Here is a 20,314-nt window from a genome sequence, read left to right as displayed (position 1 = left end):
ATGCAGATCCTGTTGGCCAACCCGCGCGGTTTCTGCGCCGGTGTAGACCGCGCTATCAGCATTGTTGAAAACGCGCTGGAGATCTTCGGCGCGCCGATTTACGTTCGTCACGAAGTGGTACACAACCGCTACGTGGTCGACAGCCTGCGTCAGCGCGGCGCCATCTTTATCGAGCAAATCAGCGAAGTGCCGGACGGCACGATCCTGATTTTCTCTGCGCACGGCGTTTCTCAGGCGGTACGTAACGAAGCTAAAAGCCGTGATTTGACCGTTTTCGACGCGACCTGTCCTTTGGTGACCAAAGTGCACATGGAAGTCGCCCGCGCCAGCCGTCGTGGCGAAGAGTCGATTCTGATTGGCCACGCCGGTCACCCGGAAGTTGAAGGCACCATGGGTCAGTACAGCAACCCAGCCGGGGGCATGTATCTGGTTGAATCGCCGGAAGACGTCTGGACGCTGAACGTTAAAAACGAAGCTCGTCTGTCATTCATGACCCAGACCACGCTCTCCGTCGACGATACCTCTGACGTGATTGATGCCCTGCGTCAGCGCTTCCCGAAAATCGTCGGGCCGCGTAAAGACGACATCTGCTACGCGACGACTAACCGTCAGGAAGCGGTGCGCGACCTCGCACAGCGCGCGGACGTGGTGCTGGTGGTGGGGTCGAAAAACTCCTCCAACTCCAACCGTCTGGCCGAGCTGGCTCAGCGTATGGGCAAAGCGGCATTCCTGATTGATGATTCCACCGATATCCAGGAAGAGTGGGTGAAAACGGCGGGCTGCGTCGGCGTCACTGCCGGAGCCTCTGCGCCGGATATTCTGGTGCAGAACGTGATTTCACGCCTGCAGGAACTCGGCGGCGGCGATGCCATCCCGCTTGAAGGTCGCGAAGAAAACATCGTCTTCGAAGTGCCGAAAGAGCTGCGACTCGATATCCGCGAAGTAGAATAAGTTTTTTTCGACGTCGATATACTCTACATAATTTGAGTTGCAGCCAACGCACGTGCAACTTGAAGTATGACGAGTATAAAAATGCCAGGTTAACACCTGGCTTTTTTATGGAGGAATCATGCCCTTACCTTTTATTCTCGACACCGACCCAGGCATCGACGATGCCGCGGCCATTGCGGCGGCACTGTTTGCCCCTGAACTCAAACTCCAGCTGATAACCACCGTTGCCGGGAATGTCTCCGTTGAGAAAACAACGCGTAACGCCCTGCAATTGCTGCATTTCTGGCAGGCCGACGTACCGGTCGCTCAGGGCGCAGCCACGCCATTGTTGCGCCCGCTCCGCGATGCCGCCTATGTGCATGGTGAATCCGGAATGGAAGGCTACGACTTTGTCGATCACCAGCGTCAGCCGCTGGCGAAACCCGCTTTCATTGCAATCCGTGATGCGCTGATGAGCGCCCCGGAGCCGTTGACGCTGGTGGCGATTGGTCCACTGACCAATATTGCTCTGCTGCTGACGCAGTATCCGGAGTGTAAGTTCAATATCCGTCGGTTGGTGATTATGGGCGGTTCGGCCGGACGCGGTAACTTCACGCCGAACGCGGAATTTAATATTGCTATTGACCCGGAAGCCGCAGAGCGCGTGTTCCAGAGCGGGATTGAGATTGTGATGTGTGGGCTCGATGTCACCAATCAGGCGCTGTTAACCCCGGAATATCTGGCGACCCTGCCTGAGGTGAACCAGACCGGGAAAATGCTGCATTCGCTGTTTAGCCACTATCGCAGCGGCAGCATGGGCAGCGGCCTGCGTATGCATGATCTCTGCGCCATCGCCTGGCTGGTGCGCCCGGAGTTGTTCACCCTTAAACCGTGTTTTGTGGCGGTCGAAACTCAGGGGGCCTGGACGTCGGGCACCACGGTAGTCGATATCGAAAACCGCTTCGAACGCCCGGCAAACGCGCAGGTGGCGCTGGATCTGGACGTCGACGGTTTCCGTCAGTGGGTGGCAGAAGTGATCGCGCTGGCACCGTAAGCGCGCTAAATTTTCTCGCTGAGATAATCAATCATTGCCCGCATTCTGGCGGGCAGATGCCTATTGCCCGACCACAGCAGCCAAAGCTGGCCGGAATAGCGGCTGATAAATTCCCATTCCGGCAGCACCTGCACAATGTCGCCGTTCTCCAGCGCTTCTCGGGCGGTAAACAGCGGCAGGCTGCCAATTCCCAGATGCTGTTTTACGGCGTCCAGACGCACCGCGGTATGGTTGGCGGCATAGCGCCCCTGAGTCTGAATGGTCTCCGTTTTTCCCTCGCGTCGAAATTTCCAGCGTGCGTCCGCAGGCATTTCACCAAGGCTAATACAGCTGTGCGCCGCCAGTTCCTGTGGGCTTTTTGGCGTACCGTGCAGCTGTAAATACGCAGGCGTTGCGCAGATGATATGCGTGACCGGCATGAGTGGTTTGCCGTGCAACCCGGGAGACGGAGAATGGGTAATACGCAGCGCCAGATCGATTCCGTCATCGATGAAATCCAGCACTCTGTCCTCCAGTCGCAGACAAACGTCCACCTGCGGATAACGCGTCAGAAACTCCGTCATCAGAGGATGTATCACAAAACGCCCAACGGCTTTCGGCACGCTGAGCGTCAGTTTTCCCTGCGCGATGGCCTGCTCGCGATTGGCGCCGTCCATCGCCTGACGCGCGGCCTCCAGCATCTGCTGCGCATGTTGATAAACCGTTTTCCCGCTGTCGCTCAGACGCAGCTTTCGCGTCGTTCGGTGCAGCAATTTGCTGCCAATTTCTTGTTCCAGTCGGGAAACGCTGCGACTGATCGCGGAAGGTGTCGCCCCGGATTTACGGGCTACGGCAGAGAAACTGCCCTGGTCAACAACCTGGACGAACAGCGCGAGATCGGGAAGTAAGCTCAGATTCATTTGTGCCTGCCGCGCAAAGGTGCATTGAGAGTGGATGGGATTATCGCCACGGATGATATCAATATACTGTCCAGAACCAGAGGAGAAAAACCATGACAGAACGCCTTTATTACACCACCGACGCCACTGAAGGACGGGCACAAATCCTGCGTTGCGAGCCTGATGCAGAAGGGCGCTACGCCGTGGAACTGGACCGGACGTTGTTTCATCCGCAGGGTGGCGGCCAGCCCGCAGACTGCGGCTGGATTGCGGGCGTGGCGGTCGAAAGCGTAGTGACCCGCGATGACCACGTGGTGCATATACTGTCGCAGCCGCTGTTGCCTGGTGAGGTATCGATTGAGGTAGATGCGACGGCGCGGTCGCTGCATTCCCGGCTGCATTCTGCCGGACATATGATTGGTCAGGCGGGCGAGCAGCTCGGCTGGCAGCCCGTCAAAGCGCATCACTGGCCGGGAGAAGGGCGGATTACCTTTGTGGCCAAAGAGAATGCCGCGTTGCCAGAAGCCAGCGCGCTACAGGCAAAAATTGACGGCTGGATTTCAGAGGACCTACCGCGCCGCCTGTCTATGGAAGAGGGCTTGCGCAAGGTCGGATTCGGCGAACAGCCTGCTTATCCGTGCGGCGGTACCCACGTTGCCAGTTTGTCCGCACTGGGTGAGGTGGTGATAACTCAACTTAAGCTCAAAAAAGGCCAGATGGTGGTCAGCTATACCCTGAGGTGATTCTGCGGCAAAGTGAGCTTTCTCACCGTCGATGACTCGATTAATCTATGGGAAAGATTCCTGTGGTTTTCGCTGATCATGCCTTTTACTGATATTTACTGCAGTTTCACGTTAAATTCTAATTATCGCCGTTTTTAGTGGCAGGGCGCTCAGGCGCTGGTTAATCTGAAAACGATTTACACTGTATTAACGAAGAGAATAGATATGCAAGATGGACACATCCGCGTCGCTATTGCAGGCGCGGGCGGCCGTATGGGACGGCAACTGATTCAGGCAGCGACACAGCTGGCAGGTATTAAGCTGGGTGCGGCGCTGGAGCGTGAGGGTTCTTCTCTGCTGGGTGCAGACGCCGGTGAACTCGCAGGTGTTGGTATCACTGGCGTGAAGGTGCAAAGCAGCCTTGATGCAGTAAAGGATGATTTCGATGTCTTCATCGATTTCACTCGCCCGGAAGGCACACTGCACCATCTGGCTTTTTGCCGCCAACACGGTAAAGGCATGGTCATCGGCACCACCGGTTTTGACGACGCGGGTAAACAGGCGATCCGTGATGCGGCAGAGAGCATCGCGATTGTCTTCGCTGCGAACTTCAGTGTCGGCGTGAACGTGATGCTGAAACTGCTGGAAAAGGCCGCGAAGGTGATGGGAGATTATACCGACATCGAAATCATCGAAGCGCATCATCGTCACAAAGTGGATGCGCCATCAGGCACGGCACTGGCGATGGGCGAAGCGATTGCCCATGCTATGGATAAAGATTTGAAAGAGTGCGCCGTGTACAGCCGTGAAGGCTATACCGGTGAACGTGTCCCAGGCACTATCGGTTTTGCGACTGTGCGTGCGGGGGACATCGTCGGGGAACACACGGCGATGTTCGCCGATATCGGGGAACGCGTTGAAATTACGCATAAAGCCTCAAGCCGCATGACCTTTGCCAATGGCGCAGTACGATCTGCTCTTTGGCTTAAAGAGAAGCGTAACGGTCTTTTTGATATGCGTGATGTGCTTAATCTCAACAATTTATAATGAGTTTACCCCATCGTGATGTGGTTGTGGCAATCACAATGAGTTGATTGCAAAGGGCAATATTTTATTGCCCTTTAATTTTACGTGTCTCACTTTAATTTTAGTGAATAGCCCCCGAAACAATACGTTTTCATGGCGTTTTTCGTTATGTAAATGTAAATTTTGACCATCTGGTCCACTTTTTTACTTCCACTGGGCGGGTTTAACAATTATCCTGGTGCGCAAGCGTGTACGGAAAGGCTATTAGCTGATCTTTTTGCCTGCTTTACAGCGTCATATCCCCCAGTGGCGCAAAATGACATAAAAAAAGCCCTCGATTACGTTGACTTTCTCCCCGTAAATATCCAGAATGCCGCCGTTTGCACGAATTTCGCGGGCAGCAGATTTGCATTGATTCGTCATTGTGAGTGAATTAATATGCAGATAAACTGAGTGAATATTCTCTGGAGGATGTTTTGATTAAGTCAGCGCTTTTGGTTCTGGAAGACGGAACCCAGTTTCACGGTCGGGCCATAGGGGCAACGGGCACGGCGGTTGGGGAAGTCGTTTTCAATACTTCAATGACCGGTTATCAAGAAATCCTCACTGATCCTTCCTATTCACGCCAAATCGTCACTCTCACTTATCCCCATATCGGTAATGTCGGCACCAATGCTGCTGACGAAGAATCTTCCCAGGTACACGCTCAAGGCCTCATCATTCGCGACCTGCCACTGATTGCCAGCAACTACCGCAACACCGAAGACCTCTCTTCTTACCTGAAACGTCACAACATCGTGGCGATTGCCGATATTGATACCCGCAAGCTGACCCGCCTGCTGCGCGAGAAAGGCGCACAGAACGGCTGCATCATTGCCGGTGACAACCTGGACGCCACCCTGGCGCTGGAAAAAGCGCAGGCCTTCCCGGGTCTGAACGGTATGGATTTGGCGAAAGAAGTGACTACTGCTGAGCGCTACAGCTGGACTCAGGGGAGCTGGACGCTGGCAGGCGAGCTGCCAGAAGCGAAGAAAGAAGAAGAGCTGCCGTTCCACGTGGTGGCCTACGACTACGGCGCGAAGCGCAACATCCTGCGCATGCTGGTTGACCGCGGCTGCCGCCTGACGGTGGTTCCGGCGCAAACCTCTGCCGAAGACGTGCTGAAAATGAATCCGGACGGGATTTTCCTCTCCAACGGTCCAGGCGACCCGGCGCCGTGCGATTACGCGATTACCGCGATTGAGAAATTCCTCGAAACCGATATTCCGGTATTTGGCATCTGCCTCGGCCATCAGCTTCTGGCGCTGGCGAGCGGTGCGAAAACCATCAAGATGAAGTTCGGCCACCACGGCGGCAACCATCCGGTGAAAGACATCGACAACGACACGGTCATGATCACCGCGCAGAACCACGGTTTTGCGGTGGACGAAGCGTCGATGCCTGCCAACCTGCGTGTCACGCACAAGTCACTGTTCGACGGTACCTTGCAGGGTATTCATCGTACCGACAAGCCAGCGTTCAGTTTCCAGGGTCACCCGGAAGCGAGCCCAGGCCCGCACGATGCCGCGCCGCTGTTCGATCACTTCATCGAACTTATCGAGCAATACCGTAAGACCGCTAAATAATCAGGAGCTGAGAAAACCATGCCAAAACGTACAGACATAAAAAGCATCCTGATCCTTGGCGCGGGCCCGATCGTTATCGGTCAGGCCTGTGAGTTCGACTACTCCGGTGCTCAGGCGTGTAAAGCGCTGCGTGAAGAGGGCTACCGTGTCATCCTGGTGAACTCCAACCCGGCAACGATTATGACCGACCCGGAAATGGCCGATGCGACCTACATCGAGCCGATTCACTGGGAAGTGGTTCGCAAAATTATTGAAAAAGAGCGTCCGGATGCGGTGCTGCCAACCATGGGCGGCCAGACGGCACTGAACTGCGCGCTGGAACTGGAACGTCAGGGCGTGCTGGAAGAGTTCGGCGTGACCATGATTGGCGCCACGGCTGACGCGATTGATAAAGCAGAAGACCGCCGTCGTTTCGACGTAGCGATGAAGAAAATCGGCCTCGACACCGCGCGCTCCGGCATTGCACACACGATGGAAGAAGCGCTGGCGGTTGCCGCTGACGTCGGTTATCCGTGCATCATCCGTCCGTCCTTCACCATGGGTGGCACCGGCGGCGGTATTGCCTACAACCGTGAAGAGTTCGAAGAGATTTGCGAACGCGGTCTGGATCTTTCCCCAACCAAAGAGCTGCTGATTGATGAGTCGCTGATTGGCTGGAAAGAGTACGAGATGGAAGTGGTGCGTGATAAAAACGACAACTGCATCATCGTCTGCTCTATCGAAAACTTCGATGCGATGGGGATCCACACCGGTGACTCCATCACTGTGGCCCCGGCGCAGACCCTGACCGACAAAGAATACCAAATCATGCGTAACGCCTCGATGGCGGTACTGCGTGAAATCGGCGTGGAAACCGGCGGTTCTAACGTTCAGTTCTCCGTGAACCCGAAAAACGGTCGTCTGATTGTTATCGAAATGAACCCGCGCGTGTCACGTTCTTCCGCGCTGGCGTCTAAAGCGACCGGTTTCCCGATTGCCAAAGTGGCAGCGAAACTGGCCGTGGGTTACACCCTCGACGAGCTGATGAACGACATCACCGGCGGCAAAACGCCAGCCTCGTTCGAACCGTCCATCGACTACGTTGTGACCAAAATTCCTCGCTTTAACTTCGAGAAATTTGTCGGCGCAAACGACCGCCTGACCACGCAGATGAAATCCGTCGGCGAAGTGATGGCGATTGGCCGCACTCAGCAGGAATCCTTGCAGAAAGCGCTGCGTGGCCTGGAAGTGGGCGCCACCGGTTTCGACCCGAAAGTCAGCCTGGATGACCCGGAAGCGCTGACCAAGATTCGCCGCGAGCTGAAAGACGCGGGCGCCGAGCGTATCTGGTACATCGCGGATGCCTTCCGTGCGGGCCTGTCCGTAGATGGCGTCTTCAACCTGACCAACATCGATCGCTGGTTCCTGGTGCAGATTGAAGAGCTGGTACGCCTTGAAGAGAACGTGGCAGAAGTCGGTATTACCGGCCTGAACGCAGACTTCCTGCGCGCGCTGAAGCGCAAAGGCTTCGCCGATGCACGTCTGGCGAAACTGGCGGGCGTTCGCGAGTCGGAAATCCGCAAGCTGCGTGAGCAATATAACCTGCACCCGGTTTACAAGCGCGTGGACACCTGTGCGGCAGAATTCTCCACCGACACCGCGTACATGTACTCCACGTACGAAGACGAGTGTGAAGCGAACCCGTCCGTTGACCGCGACAAAATCATGGTCCTCGGCGGCGGCCCGAACCGTATCGGTCAGGGTATCGAATTCGATTACTGCTGCGTACACGCCTCGCTGGCGCTGCGTGAAGACGGTTACGAGACCATCATGGTCAACTGTAACCCGGAAACGGTTTCTACCGATTACGACACCTCAGACCGCCTGTACTTCGAGCCGGTGACCTTCGAAGATGTGCTCGAAATCGTGCGCATCGAGAAGCCTAAGGGCGTTATCGTGCAGTATGGTGGCCAGACTCCGCTGAAACTGGCGCGTGCACTGGAAGCTGCTGGCGTGCCGATTATCGGTACCAGCCCGGATGCTATCGACCGTGCAGAAGACCGTGAACGTTTCCAGCAGGCGGTTGACCGCCTGAAGCTGAAACAGCCTGCGAACGCCACCGTGACCGCGATTGAAATGGCGGTAGAGAAAGCGAAAGAGATTGGCTATCCGCTGGTGGTGCGCCCGTCCTACGTGCTCGGCGGTCGTGCGATGGAAATCGTGTATGACGAAGCTGACCTGCGTCGCTACTTCCAGACCGCGGTCAGCGTCTCTAACGATGCGCCAGTGCTGCTGGACCGTTTCCTCGACGATGCGGTTGAAGTGGACGTGGATGCTATCTGCGACGGCGAAAACGTGCTGATTGGCGGCATCATGGAACACATCGAACAGGCTGGCGTTCACTCCGGTGACTCCGCATGTTCGCTGCCAGCGTATACCCTGAGCAAAGAAATTCAGGATGTGATGCGTCAGCAGGTGCAGAAACTGGCCTTCGAGCTGCAGGTTCGTGGCCTGATGAACGTCCAGTTCGCCGTAAAAGACAACGAAGTGTATCTGATTGAAGTCAACCCGCGTGCGGCACGTACCGTACCGTTCGTCTCCAAAGCCACCGGCCTGCCGCTGGCGAAAGTGGCGGCGCGCGTGATGGTCGGTCAGACGCTGGCGCAGCAGGGCCACCTGGAAGAGATCATCCCGCCGTACTATTCGGTGAAAGAAGTGGTGCTGCCGTTCAACAAATTCCCGGGCGTTGACCCGCTGTTAGGGCCAGAAATGCGCTCTACCGGGGAAGTGATGGGCGTGGGCCGTACCTTCGCTGAAGCGTTCGCAAAAGCGCAGCTCGGCAGCAACTCCACCATGAAGAAGCAGGGCCGTGCGCTGCTCTCCGTGCGTGAAGGCGACAAAGAGCGTGTGGTAGATCTGGCGGCAAAACTGCTGAAACAGGGCTTCGAACTGGATGCGACCCACGGGACTGCCGTTGTGCTGGGCGAAGCGGGTATTAACCCACGCCTGGTGAATAAGGTGCATGAAGGTCGGCCGCACATTCAGGACCGTATCAAGAATGGCGAATACACCTACATCATCAACACCACCGAAGGGCGTCAGGCGATTGAAGACTCCAAGCTGATTCGCCGCAGCGCGCTGCAATACAAAGTGCATTACGACACCACCCTGAACGGCGGTTTCGCGACAGCCATGGCGCTGAACGCGGATGCGACCGAGAAGGTGATTTCGGTGCAGGAAATGCACGCGCAGATTAATAAGTAATATTGACTCTGCATGCCCGGCGGCGCTCGCGCTTGCCGGGCATGCACCTCTCACCGAGTCGGCCAGGCAAGCAGAGCGTCGCCGGGCGTAAGCGAATCCCCCTCATTTCTCCCTCTCAGAGTGTTCTGGTTTTCCATCTGCGTTCAGTCAGTTAGCCTAAAGTGGTTAAACAGATAACCATTCATAACGTAAGAGCAAGGGAGAACACCATGCGTAACAATCTTCTCATCACGTCTATTTTTGCCGCCGCAGCACTGTTTACCGTCGCGGGTTGTTCCTCAAATCAGGCGCTGAAAACCACCGATGGTAAAACTATCGTCACCGACGGTAAGCCAGAGGTTGATAGCGACACCGGCCTGGTTTCCTACAAAAATGCCGAAACCGGTAAGACCGAGCAGATCAACCGCGATCAGGTTCAATCCATGGGCGAACTGGATAACTAATCTTCGCTGTTAGCCTGGCAGTTAACTGACTACACTTTGCTGATAAAACAATGAAGTGCAAAACAGGCTAACAGATGATTTTGATTATTTATGCGCATCCTTATCCGCAGCATTCGCATGCGAATAAACGGATGCTTGAGCAGGCAAGGGAAATCGACGGCGTAGAAATTCGCTCTCTGTATCACCTCTATCCCGATTTCAATATCGACATTGCCGCTGAGCAGGAGGCGCTTTCCCGCGCCGACCTGGTCATCTGGCAGCATCCGATGCAGTGGTACAGCGTGCCGCCGCTCCTCAAACTCTGGATTGATAAAGTCCTGTCTCACGGCTGGGCCTACGGGCACGGCGGAAAAGCGCTGCACGGTAAAAGCCTGATGTGGGCGGTCACTACCGGCGGCGGAGACGATCATTTCTCGATTGGCAGTTTCCCCGGTTTTGACGTGCTGGCGCAGCCATTGCAGGCGACGGCGCTGTACTGCGGCCTGAACTGGCTGCAACCTTTCGCCATGCATTGCACCTTTATCTGTGACGATGAAACGCTTGTTGCCCAGGCCCGGCATTACAAACAGCGTTTGCTCGAGTGGCAGGAGGTGCATCATGGATAGCCATACGCTGATTCAGGCACTCATTTACCTCGGCTCGGCGGCGCTGATTGTGCCGATCGCGGTGCGCCTGGGATTGGGTTCCGTGCTCGGCTACCTGATCGCGGGCTGTATTATCGGGCCGTGGGGTTTGCGCCTGGTCACGGATGCCGAGGCCATTTTACACTTCGCTGAAATCGGCGTAGTACTGATGCTCTTTGTCATTGGCCTTGAGCTCGACCCGCAGCGTTTATGGAAACTACGCGCCTCAGTGTTTGGCGGGGGCGCATTGCAAATGGTGTCCTGCGGGGCGCTTATCGGCGGCTTTTGTATGCTTTTGGGTTTGCAATGGCAAGTCGCCGTACTGATTGGCTTGACCCTGGCGCTTTCCTCCACCGCCATCGCCATGCAGGCGATGAATGAACGCAACCTGACGGTCTCGCAGCTCGGACGCAGCGCCTTTGCGGTGCTGCTGTTTCAGGATATCGCGGCCATTCCGCTGGTGGCGATGATCCCGTTGCTGGCAGCAAGCGGGGCTTCAACCACCCTGGCGGCGTTCGGCCTTTCCGCACTGAAAGTGGCGGGCGCGCTGGTGCTGGTTATTCTGCTTGGGCGATACGTGACGCGTCCGGTGCTGCGTTTTGTGGCGCGCTCTGGCCTGCGTGAAGTGTTCAGCGCCGTGGCCCTGTTTTTGGTCTTCGGCTTCGGCCTGTTGCTGGAAGAGGTTGGCCTGTCGATGGCGATGGGTGCGTTTTTGGCGGGGGTCCTGCTGGCGAGCTCTGAGTATCGCCACGCGCTGGAAAGCGATATTGAACCGTTCAAGGGCTTGCTGTTGGGGCTGTTCTTTATCGGCGTCGGTATGTCTATCGACTTCGGCACGTTGGTTACCCATCCGTTACGAATTCTTATCCTGCTGGCGGGTTTCCTTATCATCAAAGCCGCGACGCTGTGGCTAATTGCTCGCCCGCTTGGTGTGCCGAAGGCGCAGCGCTGGTGGTTTGCCGCGCTGTTAGGGCAGGGCAGTGAGTTTGCGTTTGTGGTGTTTGGCACCGCGCGGATGGCCGACGTGCTTGACCCGGAATGGGCGAAAGCATTGACCCTGGCAGTGGCGCTGTCGATGGCGGCCACGCCGATTCTGTTGGTGCTGCTGTCGCGCATGGAGAAAGCCAAAGGTGGTGATGATCGTGAGGCGGATGAAATTGATGAAGAGCAGCCGCGGGTGATTATCGCCGGCTTTGGCCGCTTTGGTCAGATAACCGGGCGACTGCTGCTGTCGAGCGGCGTGAAGATGGTCATTCTCGATCACGATCCGGATCACGTCGATACGCTGCGTAAATTCGATATGAAGGTGTTTTATGGCGATGCAACGCGGGTCGATATGCTTGAGTCAGCCGGTGCCGCCCGGGCGGAAGTGCTGATCAACGCCATTGATGACCCGAAAGCCAACCTCGAGTTGACGGCGCTGGCGAAAGAGCATTTCCCACATCTGCGAATCATCGCCCGCGCCCGCGATATCGATCACTACATTCAACTGCGCCAGGCGGGGATCGATGCGCCGGAGCGTGAAACCTTCGAAGGGGCGCTAAAGTCCGGTCGCATGGCACTTGAAGCGTTAGGGCTTGGGGCGTATGAGGCCCGCGAGCGCGCGGATGTGTTCCGTCGTTTCAACGTTCGGATGGTTGAAGAGATGGTGGATATGGCCGATGAGGACGATGCGTCCTTCGCCGCGGTGTTCAAACGCACCAGCGCGATGCTGACAGATATCATCAATGAAGACCGCAGCAATATGTCGATTATTCAGCGGCACGGTTGGCAGGGAACCGAAGAGGGTAAGCACACCGGAAACCCGGCTGACGAGCCCGAAACGAAACCGTCGGCATAACGGGCACTTAGTGAGAAGGCGAAAATATTTCGTCTTCTTTACTCTCCCTATTGTCGACGAAAGATTAAGCTTTCCGTATAGTGGCGGCAATTTTTACATCCGGGATATTTCAATGATCAGTCTGATTGCGGCGTTAGCGGTGGATCGCGTTATCGGCATGGAAAACGCCATGCCCTGGAACCTGCCTGCCGATCTCGCCTGGTTTAAACGTACTACGCTCAACAAACCTGTGGTGATGGGTCGTCTGACCTGGGAATCCATCGGTCGTCCGTTGCCGGGCCGTAAAAATATCGTCATTAGCAGCCAGCCGGGCACTGACGAACGTGTTGAGTGGGTAAAATCGGTCGATGACGCGATTGCTGCCTGCGGCGATGCGGAAGAGATTATGGTGATCGGTGGGGGACGCGTTTACGAGCAGTTCCTGCCGAAAGCGCAGCGTCTGTATCTGACGCACATTGATGCGGAAGTGGAAGGTGATACCCATTTCCCTGACTACGATCCGGATCACTGGGAATCTACTTTCAGTGAGTTTCATGATGCCGACGAGCAGAACTCGCACAGCTATTGCTTCGAGATTTTAGAGCGTCGTTAATAAGTAGGGTCCATCAGATGAACCGTATGGAGATTTCCATGCGGTTTTTTTTTGATAAATTTTGCAGCCAGGGCAGCGTTGTTGTTATCGATGAAAACGTCTGACAGGTTTGAGAAACAGCCCGTCAGACGTTCAGTCTTACTGGTAGGTTACCGTGAAATTGGCGACTGCATTCACTAAGCCCGTTTTGATCGTATCAGCTGTTTGAATATAGGCCGCCGTCAGAGGGATGACGAATGCCCCTTGTTGGGTCGCTTCCGCCACAAATAAGGTCTTGTTAAATTCAACCGGGATACTGTTAAGTTTCAGCTGAATACCTACACCTTCTGCCCCGCCGGCAGTCAGATCAATGATACCGTTACCTAATGACGACAATGCGTCGAAATTGATATTGACATGGGTACCTGCGCTGCATTGCAGTGGGATATTAATATCTCGGGACGACAACGTTGAGTTTTTGCCCTGAAAATCTTCTTTCATGACTTTGCCCATCGGGACGGGGATCGCGCTGGAGCCGGTTATCTCACACGATGCCTGCTTAACATTGACTGACCCTATATTAATAGTCAGTGCATCTTTTGTTCCTGCATCGTCTTGTATCTCAACGGTGCCTATTTTCCCCGATGTCATCGTGCCAGGAGTAATATCGCCTGTTTTGACGAACTCAACTTTAATATCCTGAATATAAATCGGGCTGGTACCGTCACCGTAAGTACCGTACATCAAACTAGAGGGCGACAGTTTGTATGGGCCAATGGTGACCCTAATTCCAACCCCTTCTACTCCGCTTTTAAACGTGTTGTTGTTACCTATTGTCGGATACGTGCCGGTATTCTCTTTTCCAAAAAGAGTATACGAGCCAATACAATTCTCAGCGACCTTATACTGCTGATTAAACGTCGTCGTCGATAGCGTCATGCCGACTGGTGAGTCTTGCTGCGTGGTAAAGCTCTGATTAACCGTAATCTGTGGTTGTGTGCTGGGGTAAGTACAGACCGCCATGGCGTTATGCACGCCACAGGATAATAACAGCACTGCCAGCAGCAACCGCAGACACGTATTTGTGGAGCCAATTTTTTTTAACTTTCCGATGAAATTGTTCATGTTACTTCCTCATGCCTTACTGGCATTGCGCCGTAATTTGTTTGATCAGCGCAGACGGGTCACTGGCATTGCTGCTGGCCAGCGAGTAAGTGCCTTTGCACTGTTCGTTGCTGCTGTTGCCCCATTTCGCCCGGATAGTGCCGCTTTCCGGCAGGCCGGTTAAGTACACTTCACCGTTTTCGCTGACAATGCCGGTGACGGTACTTTCTTTATCTAACAGGCTAACCGTGGCACCAAACGGCACCGGTTTGCCCATAAATAACAGCTGTACCAATGCACGCTGGCCAACGCGAGTTTTGAAATCGGCCACTACAACGGCGCCACGGGTTGGAATGACAGTCTGGCTGCTCATATCCATATCCACATCATCACCAAAACTTTCGGTTTCCAGGGCTACGCTGTTTTTGCGGTAAGGCTGGGCGTAAGGCACAACGGCATAGCCGCGACCGTCGGTATGAACGCCACTGTTGTTTTCTACTCTAACGTCATCAGCGCCCGGTGCTTTCACCAGCGCGACGGTATCGCCCATCGGTTGTGACAGCGTGATGCCGTTTTGGTGGATCAGCACACCGCCCTGAAGGCCGTAGTTCCACTGACGGGTATCCTGGTCGTAGCTGTAGCCAAGGTTTGCTTCGCCAGAACCGCCTTTATAATCCAGGCTGGCGTTGCCGGAGGCTCCATTACCTTGGTTTTCATACCCTTGCTGGACGGCATAACTCAGATTCCGGTCTTCCAGCAATGTACCGCTGACGCCAGCCTGCTGAACGGTCGAACCGTGGCGCTTGGTGTTCATGCTGTAGGTCGCCCATGAACCGGATGGCCCCATAAATTTGTCGAGTGGGACTGATAAATTGAAAGCAAACACCTGATCCGCTTCGGTCATACCTGGGTTTTTGGAATAGTTGTAGTTAAAGCCGTAAGAGATGCCATAGAGGCTGGTGTTGTATCCCAGCTGCAACAGTTTCTCTTTACCGTCTCCACCCCAGTAATCCTGCTGGCTTCCGCTGATATAAATCGAACCATAGTCGCCAATGTTCTGGTTGACGGACAGCTGCATTTTGCTGCGTTGGTTGTGAGTGCGGTTGTAATTGTCGAAATCGCTGTCGGTATCTTTTTGGTAGTCCTGTACGTCACTGAAGGCGTAAAAGCCTTTTGTGGAGTAGCGATAGCCCGCGATCTGCAAGTTGGTGTCAGTCGCCTCGAAGTTCTTGGCATACATCGCCCGGTAGGACTGACCTTTTTGAGTGCCCAGCGTATCGTTGTCGAACTCACTGGTTGCTTGTGTTGCGTCAAATGAAACGGCGCCCACGGCTCCTAAGTCAAAACCGACACCCACGTTAGCGGAACGGTAATTTTCAGCATACTGAACACCGCCATAAACGGTGGTTCGTGAAGTCAAACCGTAAATATTGGATAACTGGACGAACTTAGGTGTTTCAGTGTCATCGTTACCGGTACGGTATTGACCCAATGCCAGGTTATATTTGAAACGACCCTCTCGTTGCAAAATCGGCACGGAGCTGGTGGCAACCGTGAATTTGGTGGTCGAACCATCAGACTCTGTCACCGTTACTTCCATATCACCGCCGTTACCAGACGGATACAAATCCGTAATAGCAAATGGCCCAGGTGAGACGTTGGTTTGGTAGATAACGTAGCCGTTCTGTTTAATGCTTACCTGCGCATTCGATTTGGCAATGCCTCGTACCGTCGGCGCAAACTGGTTCATCGAGTCTGGCAACATCTGGTCATCAGAGGCCAGCTGAATACCGGTGAACTGGAAGCTGTCAAAGACATCTGAGGGAGTGGAATACTCACCGAGCGTCAGCTGACCGCCCTGCAAGAAATGCACGTCGCGTTGCAAATAGGTATTAATAGACTCGAACTTGCTGGTATTCGTGTCACTTCCACCATGCGAACCATCAGTGTGTTGTTCGCTATAGGTTGAGTAATTACGTAAACGCCATGCAGCAAGGTTCACCCCAGCCCGTAGGTTGATGAAGTTGCTTTGGGACTGACCGCTATTATCATGCTCAGTGGTCGAGCCAGAATAGCTATAGTTGAGCATAAAAGCCGCGATGCCGTTATCCCAGCGTTTTTGGTCAACCGAATTGCGTGGGCGCATATTTACACCGATTTGAGGTACGGTGATGTCATAGCGCTTGCGGCTTAAATCAAGGTTTTCAGTCGCCTGTGGAACATACGCACTCAGCGGTTTAGTCAGCTTAGCGTCTGGCGGAACGGCTTTCAGATCCGGGAAGGTGTCCAGCTTAACCCCATAATCTGCCATTTCTGCCGGCGTAATACTGCCGTAGAGCTTACCCGGAGCATCCGGAAGGCTGACAAACTCTATGCTCCGAGAATCCACCTGCTGGTTATTGAGATAAATATCGACCTGATACGTACCGGGCATCTGCCCGCCCTTTTCGGCGAAATAGTCAAGATTAACGTCTTGCAGATCACCGCCATCACCGATAGCTTTGAGCATTTCAGGGTTAAAAGTTTCAGCAGAAGAAGCAAACCCGGGTAAGGATAACAATATGAAAAATGATAAGGGTTTTAATAAAAAAGAGCAGGCAGTACGGTTCCCCTTCACTGCACCACTCCCTTTTTTATTACATTTTCCTCTGACGCTGTCTTTTTCCTGAATATTTTTAATATTGTTACTTTCCATAATTAATAGACATTCTCGATTTTAATTTTTTCGACTGGGTTACATCGATGCGTTGGCTTTTTCTGTCAATCCGCCGAAATCATTAATAGCCTGCCAGCTGATGCTGTTGCCTGCTGGGGCGTCCTCAATTTTTAATGAGGATTTTGGTGGAACCATATAACCTTCTTTCATTTCTTTGCCGCCGACATTAACCTTTGTCATGTTCACATAATAAGGTGTTGGATTGTTAGCGGTGATGGTATTACCTGAATGGGTAAAAGTGAGTTGCTGATAAGCTTTGCCAATGGCATCTTTGTTATTCAATGCGGTTGGGCGATAGATCAACTTAATACGGGTGTTAATGGAAAATTGCAGAGAGTTTTTTTCTTTGGAAGCGGGCGGAATTGCCAGGGTATTGATCCAGTAAACAGACTCTTTATCCTGTGGCAAGGCCGATGACGTCTGCGTAATACGGACAGCATTATCCTGGCCCGGCTCTATGCGGAACAGTGGTGGCGTGATAATAAAAGGGACTTTCTCTCCCGCTTTATCCGAGCTAACCCAAGAGCGAATCAGATAGATGTTTGAGTCTTCGGTGTTTTTAACGGAGAGGGACGCTTCTTTCTGGTTTCCGTTATAAATAACACGGGTGGCACCCACAGAAAAACCTGCAAATGAAGGCGCGGAAACAGCGATCAATGCTAACGGTAGGATGGCTTTTTTTAAATAATGCATAATTAACCTTGGAAGTTAAAGGTAATAATCTCACTGTAATATTGAGGTGATTAGATGAAATGGCTGAGCATTAGCTCAGCCATCTTATTTAAAATACACACGTATTACAGAAGTAATTACTCGTAAGACATGGTGAAGGTTACTGGTACGTCAATGGTACCGGCACCAGCAGCGCTTTCAGAGGTTTTGGTTAAACCAACGAGGTAGTTCAGGACATTGTCTGAACCAGCATGAATGGCTTTATCGCTACCAAAAGCTTTTGGTGTAATAACTGCACCGGTTTCAGCATCAGAAATAACGATACCAACATAACTTGCGGTTGAATTACCTACGAATGCGTTCGGGATAATGCCAGAAGTTTTACCATCAAGCTTAATTTTGGCAACCGTTACACCTTCTGGGCAGCCAGCCAGCGTAATGCTGAAAGGTTTCTGTAAGCCTCCAGAAGTCATGCCTGGAGCCATGCCGTCTAATGATGTTGCAGCGTAACCATCAAAGTTAACAGTCAGAGCTGTGCTGCTTGCAGCAACAGAACAAGAACTTGAACTCACATCACCGGTGAAGTTCAGGGACCCATCTTCTGCTTGAGCTGCAGAAACACCCAGACCCAACATAACAACTACAGCAGCACTTAATTTTTTCATATTCATGAGCGGTTTAATCCTTTTTACCAAATATTATTAACGTGTTGCTTTGAGCAGCAGGTCAATAATTCGGAAATATTAGTTATAAGACAGAACAAAAGTCGTTGTTGCGTTGAATGCACCACCGGTAACTGATTGAGCGGTAGACATTGCAGCCGCTTCCAGATTAATGGTTGCAACACCTGTTTCAGCATTGATTGGAGCCGCTGCAGAAGCTGCATGCATTGGGATCAATGCGCCGCCTTTGTTATAAATCGCAATACCCAGGCCAGAGGCTTCTGAATCAGCAGACAGTGCCAGCAGTTGGTTGTTAACGGCATCAGATGCACCGTTAGCGGTGAACATTACGCCGGTCTGAGAAACTGGGCAGCTAGTCAGATTAAGAGTGATGTCTTTCTTCTCAGAAACGGCACCCACATCAGCGAAATCGGTTGCAGAAAGGCTACCCATTGGCACTTCAGCGGTGCTGCTTGCATCAACAACACAAGAAGTTGCAATAATGCTACCTGTTACATTCAGAGTACCGGTATCACCAGCATTTGCGCCCATTGCTGCAACCATGCCGGCTGCCAGCACGCTCATTTTGAAAAATGAATCCATTTTCATCAGTATTCCTTTATTGAAAAATTTTAGCAAAACACTCTTTTAACAGTAACAAGAGCTAGTGAGGGATGATAAAGAGAGCATATAAGCCGGCACCCCTTATCGTTGGAGCGCATTATTCATAGTTGAGTTATAAATCACCACACCATTACCTTAATATACTATTCAGTTATGTTAATGGTGGGCCTATCTCAATGAATAGTGATGAGTTTGTATGTTTTTTTATTTTGGAGGATGATTGGTGGATTTAATTTTCAATGACTTAAGATATAATATTACGGCTAGTCAGTTTGTTTGATGAGTTAATTTCATTGTATATTCATGATTATTATTGACTGTTATTCCCATCCTTTTTTATTTGTTTCTCAATGAAATGTATAAATAATACTACCTTAAGGAGTCCAAAATTGAGTATCTCGACTATGATTGATATAGAGAATAGCAATCTTAGTGTTTCGACCGAGGTCAGAGGGCTGGAAAGCATGAAAGAAAACAAACTCACCGACCGTTTTAAACTGGTGAAGAACTTTGATCTCAATCTTTTAACCACGTTTGAGGCTGTTTTCATTCATCGTAGCGGGACCAAAGCCGCTGATGCTCTCGGCATTACACCCTCTGCTGTTAGCCAGGCTCTGGGGCGTTTGCGTCTTCATTTTAATGATGCGTTATTTATCAGGGAAGGTAAGGCGCTGGCTCCAACTACAGTAGCGATAGGCATCCACGAGGGTCTCGAAGATTCATATGACAACTTAATCGCAAAGCTACAGAATATTTCATTTGATTCTTTGCCAACTCGCCTTGTGGTGCATTGCGCGGCGTATATCTCTATGTTTACGCTGAACGTGATGCGTCAGGTTTTAGACGAAATATCACCAGAATGCGAAATCGTTCACACTATAAGTCACAACTCGATTACTGAAATCGAAGAATCTCTTATTTTCCGTAAAGCAGATATCATTTTTGATACACATGCTCATGTTAGTCATTCTCGTATAAGCCAACAAATTTCCAGTGAAGCTCCGGTGATTATTTGTCGTCAGCCGCATCCGCGCCTCAATGGGAGTTTAACAATAGAACAACTACATGATGAAACTTATATATATCTTGATTCGGAAAGTGCGAGTCTGTTGTCTAACCGGCTTAAAGTGAATTCGATGATGAGGGAGGACAGAATATGTCGATTTATTAGCCCTTCATTACTGACAAATATATCAATGGTCGAATCATCTGATATGCTTGCTTTCGTGCCTGAACGCTTTTATGAAAAAATGAAAAACTCATTTAATATTCAAAAGTTGGACATTGATTTCACTTTGCCCTCCCAACCGGTCTATATGGTTTACAATAAATCAGCATTGAATAATCAATTTTTTTCCACGCTGGTGAAGCAAATGCATGAAATATTCATGCGAGCGAATTCGAACGAGTCTGTGCCGTAAGGTTGCTTGAATGCTAAACATAGACGTCTGTTGTATTTGCTGATGGTTATAGCGGAAATGATAGGATTGAAGAGTAACAGAGAGAGGAAAGAGGGGAGTGATGTTAACCGGGAAAGAAAGACACGTTCCCTCATGTAATTAAAGGGAGCCATGAGGGAGG

Annotated in this window: 17 protein-coding genes; 11 read left to right on the top strand and 6 right to left on the bottom strand. The window is 52.3% G+C overall.

Annotated features, from left to right (window positions below; genetic code table 11):
* Positions 1–951 (top strand): 4-hydroxy-3-methylbut-2-enyl diphosphate reductase, encoded by a 951-nt coding sequence (ispH, locus tag A8O29_RS19435; RefSeq protein WP_125354628.1) that lies wholly within the window; start codon positions 1–3, stop codon positions 949–951.
* Positions 952–1,069: 118 nt separating this feature from the next.
* Positions 1,070–1,984, top strand: coding sequence for a ribonucleoside hydrolase RihC (rihC, locus tag A8O29_RS19430; RefSeq protein ID WP_125354627.1), 915 nt, complete (start codon positions 1,070–1,072; stop codon positions 1,982–1,984).
* 5 nt (positions 1,985–1,989) lie between these two features.
* On the opposite strand, the gene A8O29_RS19425 is transcribed toward rihC, so the two are convergent.
* A complete protein-coding gene (locus A8O29_RS19425; RefSeq protein WP_125354626.1) occupies positions 1,990–2,883 on the bottom strand; it encodes a LysR family transcriptional regulator in 894 nt (297 codons plus the stop codon).
* Positions 2,884–2,975: 92 nt separating this feature from the next.
* On the opposite strand from A8O29_RS19425, the gene A8O29_RS19420 reads away from it, so the two are divergent.
* The 8 genes from A8O29_RS19420 (at position 2,976) to folA (ending at position 12,976) form a co-directional block, all read left to right on the top strand.
* Positions 2,976–3,605, top strand: a complete 630-nt coding sequence (locus A8O29_RS19420) for an alanyl-tRNA editing protein (RefSeq protein ID WP_125354625.1) — start codon at positions 2,976–2,978, stop codon at positions 3,603–3,605.
* A gap of 204 nt (positions 3,606–3,809) precedes the next feature.
* Positions 3,810–4,631, top strand: coding sequence for a 4-hydroxy-tetrahydrodipicolinate reductase (gene dapB / locus A8O29_RS19415; RefSeq protein ID WP_174081399.1), 822 nt, complete (start codon positions 3,810–3,812; stop codon positions 4,629–4,631).
* Between the two features lie 455 nt (positions 4,632–5,086).
* Complete coding sequence (gene carA / locus A8O29_RS19410; protein ID WP_125354623.1) at positions 5,087–6,235, top strand: glutamine-hydrolyzing carbamoyl-phosphate synthase small subunit; 1,149 nt, start codon at positions 5,087–5,089, stop codon at positions 6,233–6,235.
* Between the two features lie 18 nt (positions 6,236–6,253).
* Positions 6,254–9,478 carry a carbamoyl-phosphate synthase large subunit gene (gene carB / locus A8O29_RS19405; protein WP_125354622.1) on the top strand — a complete coding sequence of 1,075 codons (3,225 nt, stop codon included), beginning with the start codon at positions 6,254–6,256 and terminating at the stop codon, positions 9,476–9,478.
* 209 nt (positions 9,479–9,687) lie between these two features.
* Positions 9,688–9,921 carry a YgdI/YgdR family lipoprotein gene (locus A8O29_RS19400; protein WP_110510721.1) on the top strand — a complete coding sequence of 78 codons (234 nt, stop codon included), beginning with the start codon at positions 9,688–9,690 and terminating at the stop codon, positions 9,919–9,921.
* 74 nt (positions 9,922–9,995) lie between these two features.
* A complete protein-coding gene (gene kefF / locus A8O29_RS19395) occupies positions 9,996–10,526 on the top strand; it encodes a glutathione-regulated potassium-efflux system oxidoreductase KefF (RefSeq protein ID WP_125354621.1) in 531 nt (176 codons plus the stop codon).
* Entirely contained in the window at positions 10,519–12,384 is a 1,866-nt protein-coding gene (kefC, locus tag A8O29_RS19390; protein ID WP_125354620.1) for a glutathione-regulated potassium-efflux system protein KefC, read from the top strand. The genes kefF and kefC overlap by 8 nt, the downstream gene beginning before the upstream one ends.
* 112 nt (positions 12,385–12,496) lie before the next feature.
* On the top strand, positions 12,497–12,976 hold the full coding sequence (gene folA / locus A8O29_RS19385) for a type 3 dihydrofolate reductase (RefSeq protein ID WP_125354619.1): 480 nt from the start codon (positions 12,497–12,499) through the stop codon (positions 12,974–12,976).
* A gap of 138 nt (positions 12,977–13,114) precedes the next feature.
* Here folA and A8O29_RS19380 read toward each other — a convergent pair whose 3' ends face one another.
* From A8O29_RS19380 to A8O29_RS19360, 5 genes are all read right to left on the bottom strand, one after another.
* Entirely contained in the window at positions 13,115–14,080 is a 966-nt protein-coding gene (locus A8O29_RS19380; RefSeq protein ID WP_125354618.1) for a fimbrial protein, read from the bottom strand.
* Between the two features lie 16 nt (positions 14,081–14,096).
* Entirely contained in the window at positions 14,097–16,568 is a 2,472-nt protein-coding gene (locus A8O29_RS19375) for a fimbria/pilus outer membrane usher protein (RefSeq protein ID WP_246316629.1), read from the bottom strand.
* A gap of 225 nt (positions 16,569–16,793) precedes the next feature.
* Positions 16,794–17,468: a fimbrial biogenesis chaperone gene (locus A8O29_RS19370; RefSeq protein ID WP_125354616.1), complete on the bottom strand. Its 675-nt coding sequence runs from the start codon at positions 17,466–17,468 to the stop codon at positions 16,794–16,796.
* Positions 17,469–17,584: 116 nt separating this feature from the next.
* Positions 17,585–18,118, bottom strand: a complete 534-nt coding sequence (locus tag A8O29_RS19365; RefSeq protein ID WP_125354615.1) for a fimbrial protein — start codon at positions 18,116–18,118, stop codon at positions 17,585–17,587.
* 72 nt (positions 18,119–18,190) lie between these two features.
* A complete protein-coding gene (locus tag A8O29_RS19360; RefSeq protein ID WP_125354614.1) occupies positions 18,191–18,718 on the bottom strand; it encodes a fimbrial protein in 528 nt (175 codons plus the stop codon).
* Positions 18,719–19,122: 404 nt separating this feature from the next.
* Here A8O29_RS19360 and A8O29_RS19355 point away from each other — a divergent pair, with 404 nt between their 5' ends.
* Complete coding sequence (locus A8O29_RS19355) at positions 19,123–20,154, top strand: LysR family transcriptional regulator (protein ID WP_246316628.1); 1,032 nt, start codon at positions 19,123–19,125, stop codon at positions 20,152–20,154.
* Positions 20,155–20,314 lie beyond the last annotated feature (160 nt).

This window comes from Scandinavium goeteborgense, from assembly GCF_003935895.2.
GTDB classification, from domain to species: Bacteria; Pseudomonadota; Gammaproteobacteria; order Enterobacterales; family Enterobacteriaceae; genus Scandinavium; species Scandinavium goeteborgense.
This window is presented reverse-complemented; position numbering and strand designations above follow the sequence as displayed.

Excerpts from the sequence above, each read along its gene's own strand:
- rihC (WP_125354627.1), top strand. The coding sequence starts at position 1,070 with ATGCCCTTACCTTTTATTCTCGACACCGACCCAGGCATCGACGATGCC.
- ispH (WP_125354628.1), top strand. The coding sequence starts at position 1 with ATGCAGATCCTGTTGGCCAACCCGCGCGGTTTCTGCGCCGGTGTAGAC.
- A8O29_RS19365 (WP_125354615.1), bottom strand. The coding sequence starts at position 18,118 with ATGAATATGAAAAAATTAAGTGCTGCTGTAGTTGTTATGTTGGGTCTG.
- A8O29_RS19375 (WP_246316629.1), bottom strand. The coding sequence starts at position 16,568 with ATGCTCAAAGCTATCGGTGATGGCGGTGATCTGCAAGACGTTAATCTT.
- A8O29_RS19360 (WP_125354614.1), bottom strand. The coding sequence starts at position 18,718 with ATGAAAATGGATTCATTTTTCAAAATGAGCGTGCTGGCAGCCGGCATG.
- dapB (WP_174081399.1), top strand. The coding sequence starts at position 3,810 with ATGCAAGATGGACACATCCGCGTCGCTATTGCAGGCGCGGGCGGCCGT.
- carB (WP_125354622.1), top strand. The coding sequence starts at position 6,254 with ATGCCAAAACGTACAGACATAAAAAGCATCCTGATCCTTGGCGCGGGC.
- kefC (WP_125354620.1), top strand. The coding sequence starts at position 10,519 with ATGGATAGCCATACGCTGATTCAGGCACTCATTTACCTCGGCTCGGCG.
- folA (WP_125354619.1), top strand. The coding sequence starts at position 12,497 with ATGATCAGTCTGATTGCGGCGTTAGCGGTGGATCGCGTTATCGGCATG.
- A8O29_RS19380 (WP_125354618.1), bottom strand. The coding sequence starts at position 14,080 with ATGAACAATTTCATCGGAAAGTTAAAAAAAATTGGCTCCACAAATACG.
- A8O29_RS19420 (WP_125354625.1), top strand. The coding sequence starts at position 2,976 with ATGACAGAACGCCTTTATTACACCACCGACGCCACTGAAGGACGGGCA.
- A8O29_RS19370 (WP_125354616.1), bottom strand. The coding sequence starts at position 17,468 with ATGCATTATTTAAAAAAAGCCATCCTACCGTTAGCATTGATCGCTGTT.
- A8O29_RS19400 (WP_110510721.1), top strand. The coding sequence starts at position 9,688 with ATGCGTAACAATCTTCTCATCACGTCTATTTTTGCCGCCGCAGCACTG.
- kefF (WP_125354621.1), top strand. The coding sequence starts at position 9,996 with ATGATTTTGATTATTTATGCGCATCCTTATCCGCAGCATTCGCATGCG.
- A8O29_RS19425 (WP_125354626.1), bottom strand. The coding sequence starts at position 2,883 with ATGAATCTGAGCTTACTTCCCGATCTCGCGCTGTTCGTCCAGGTTGTT.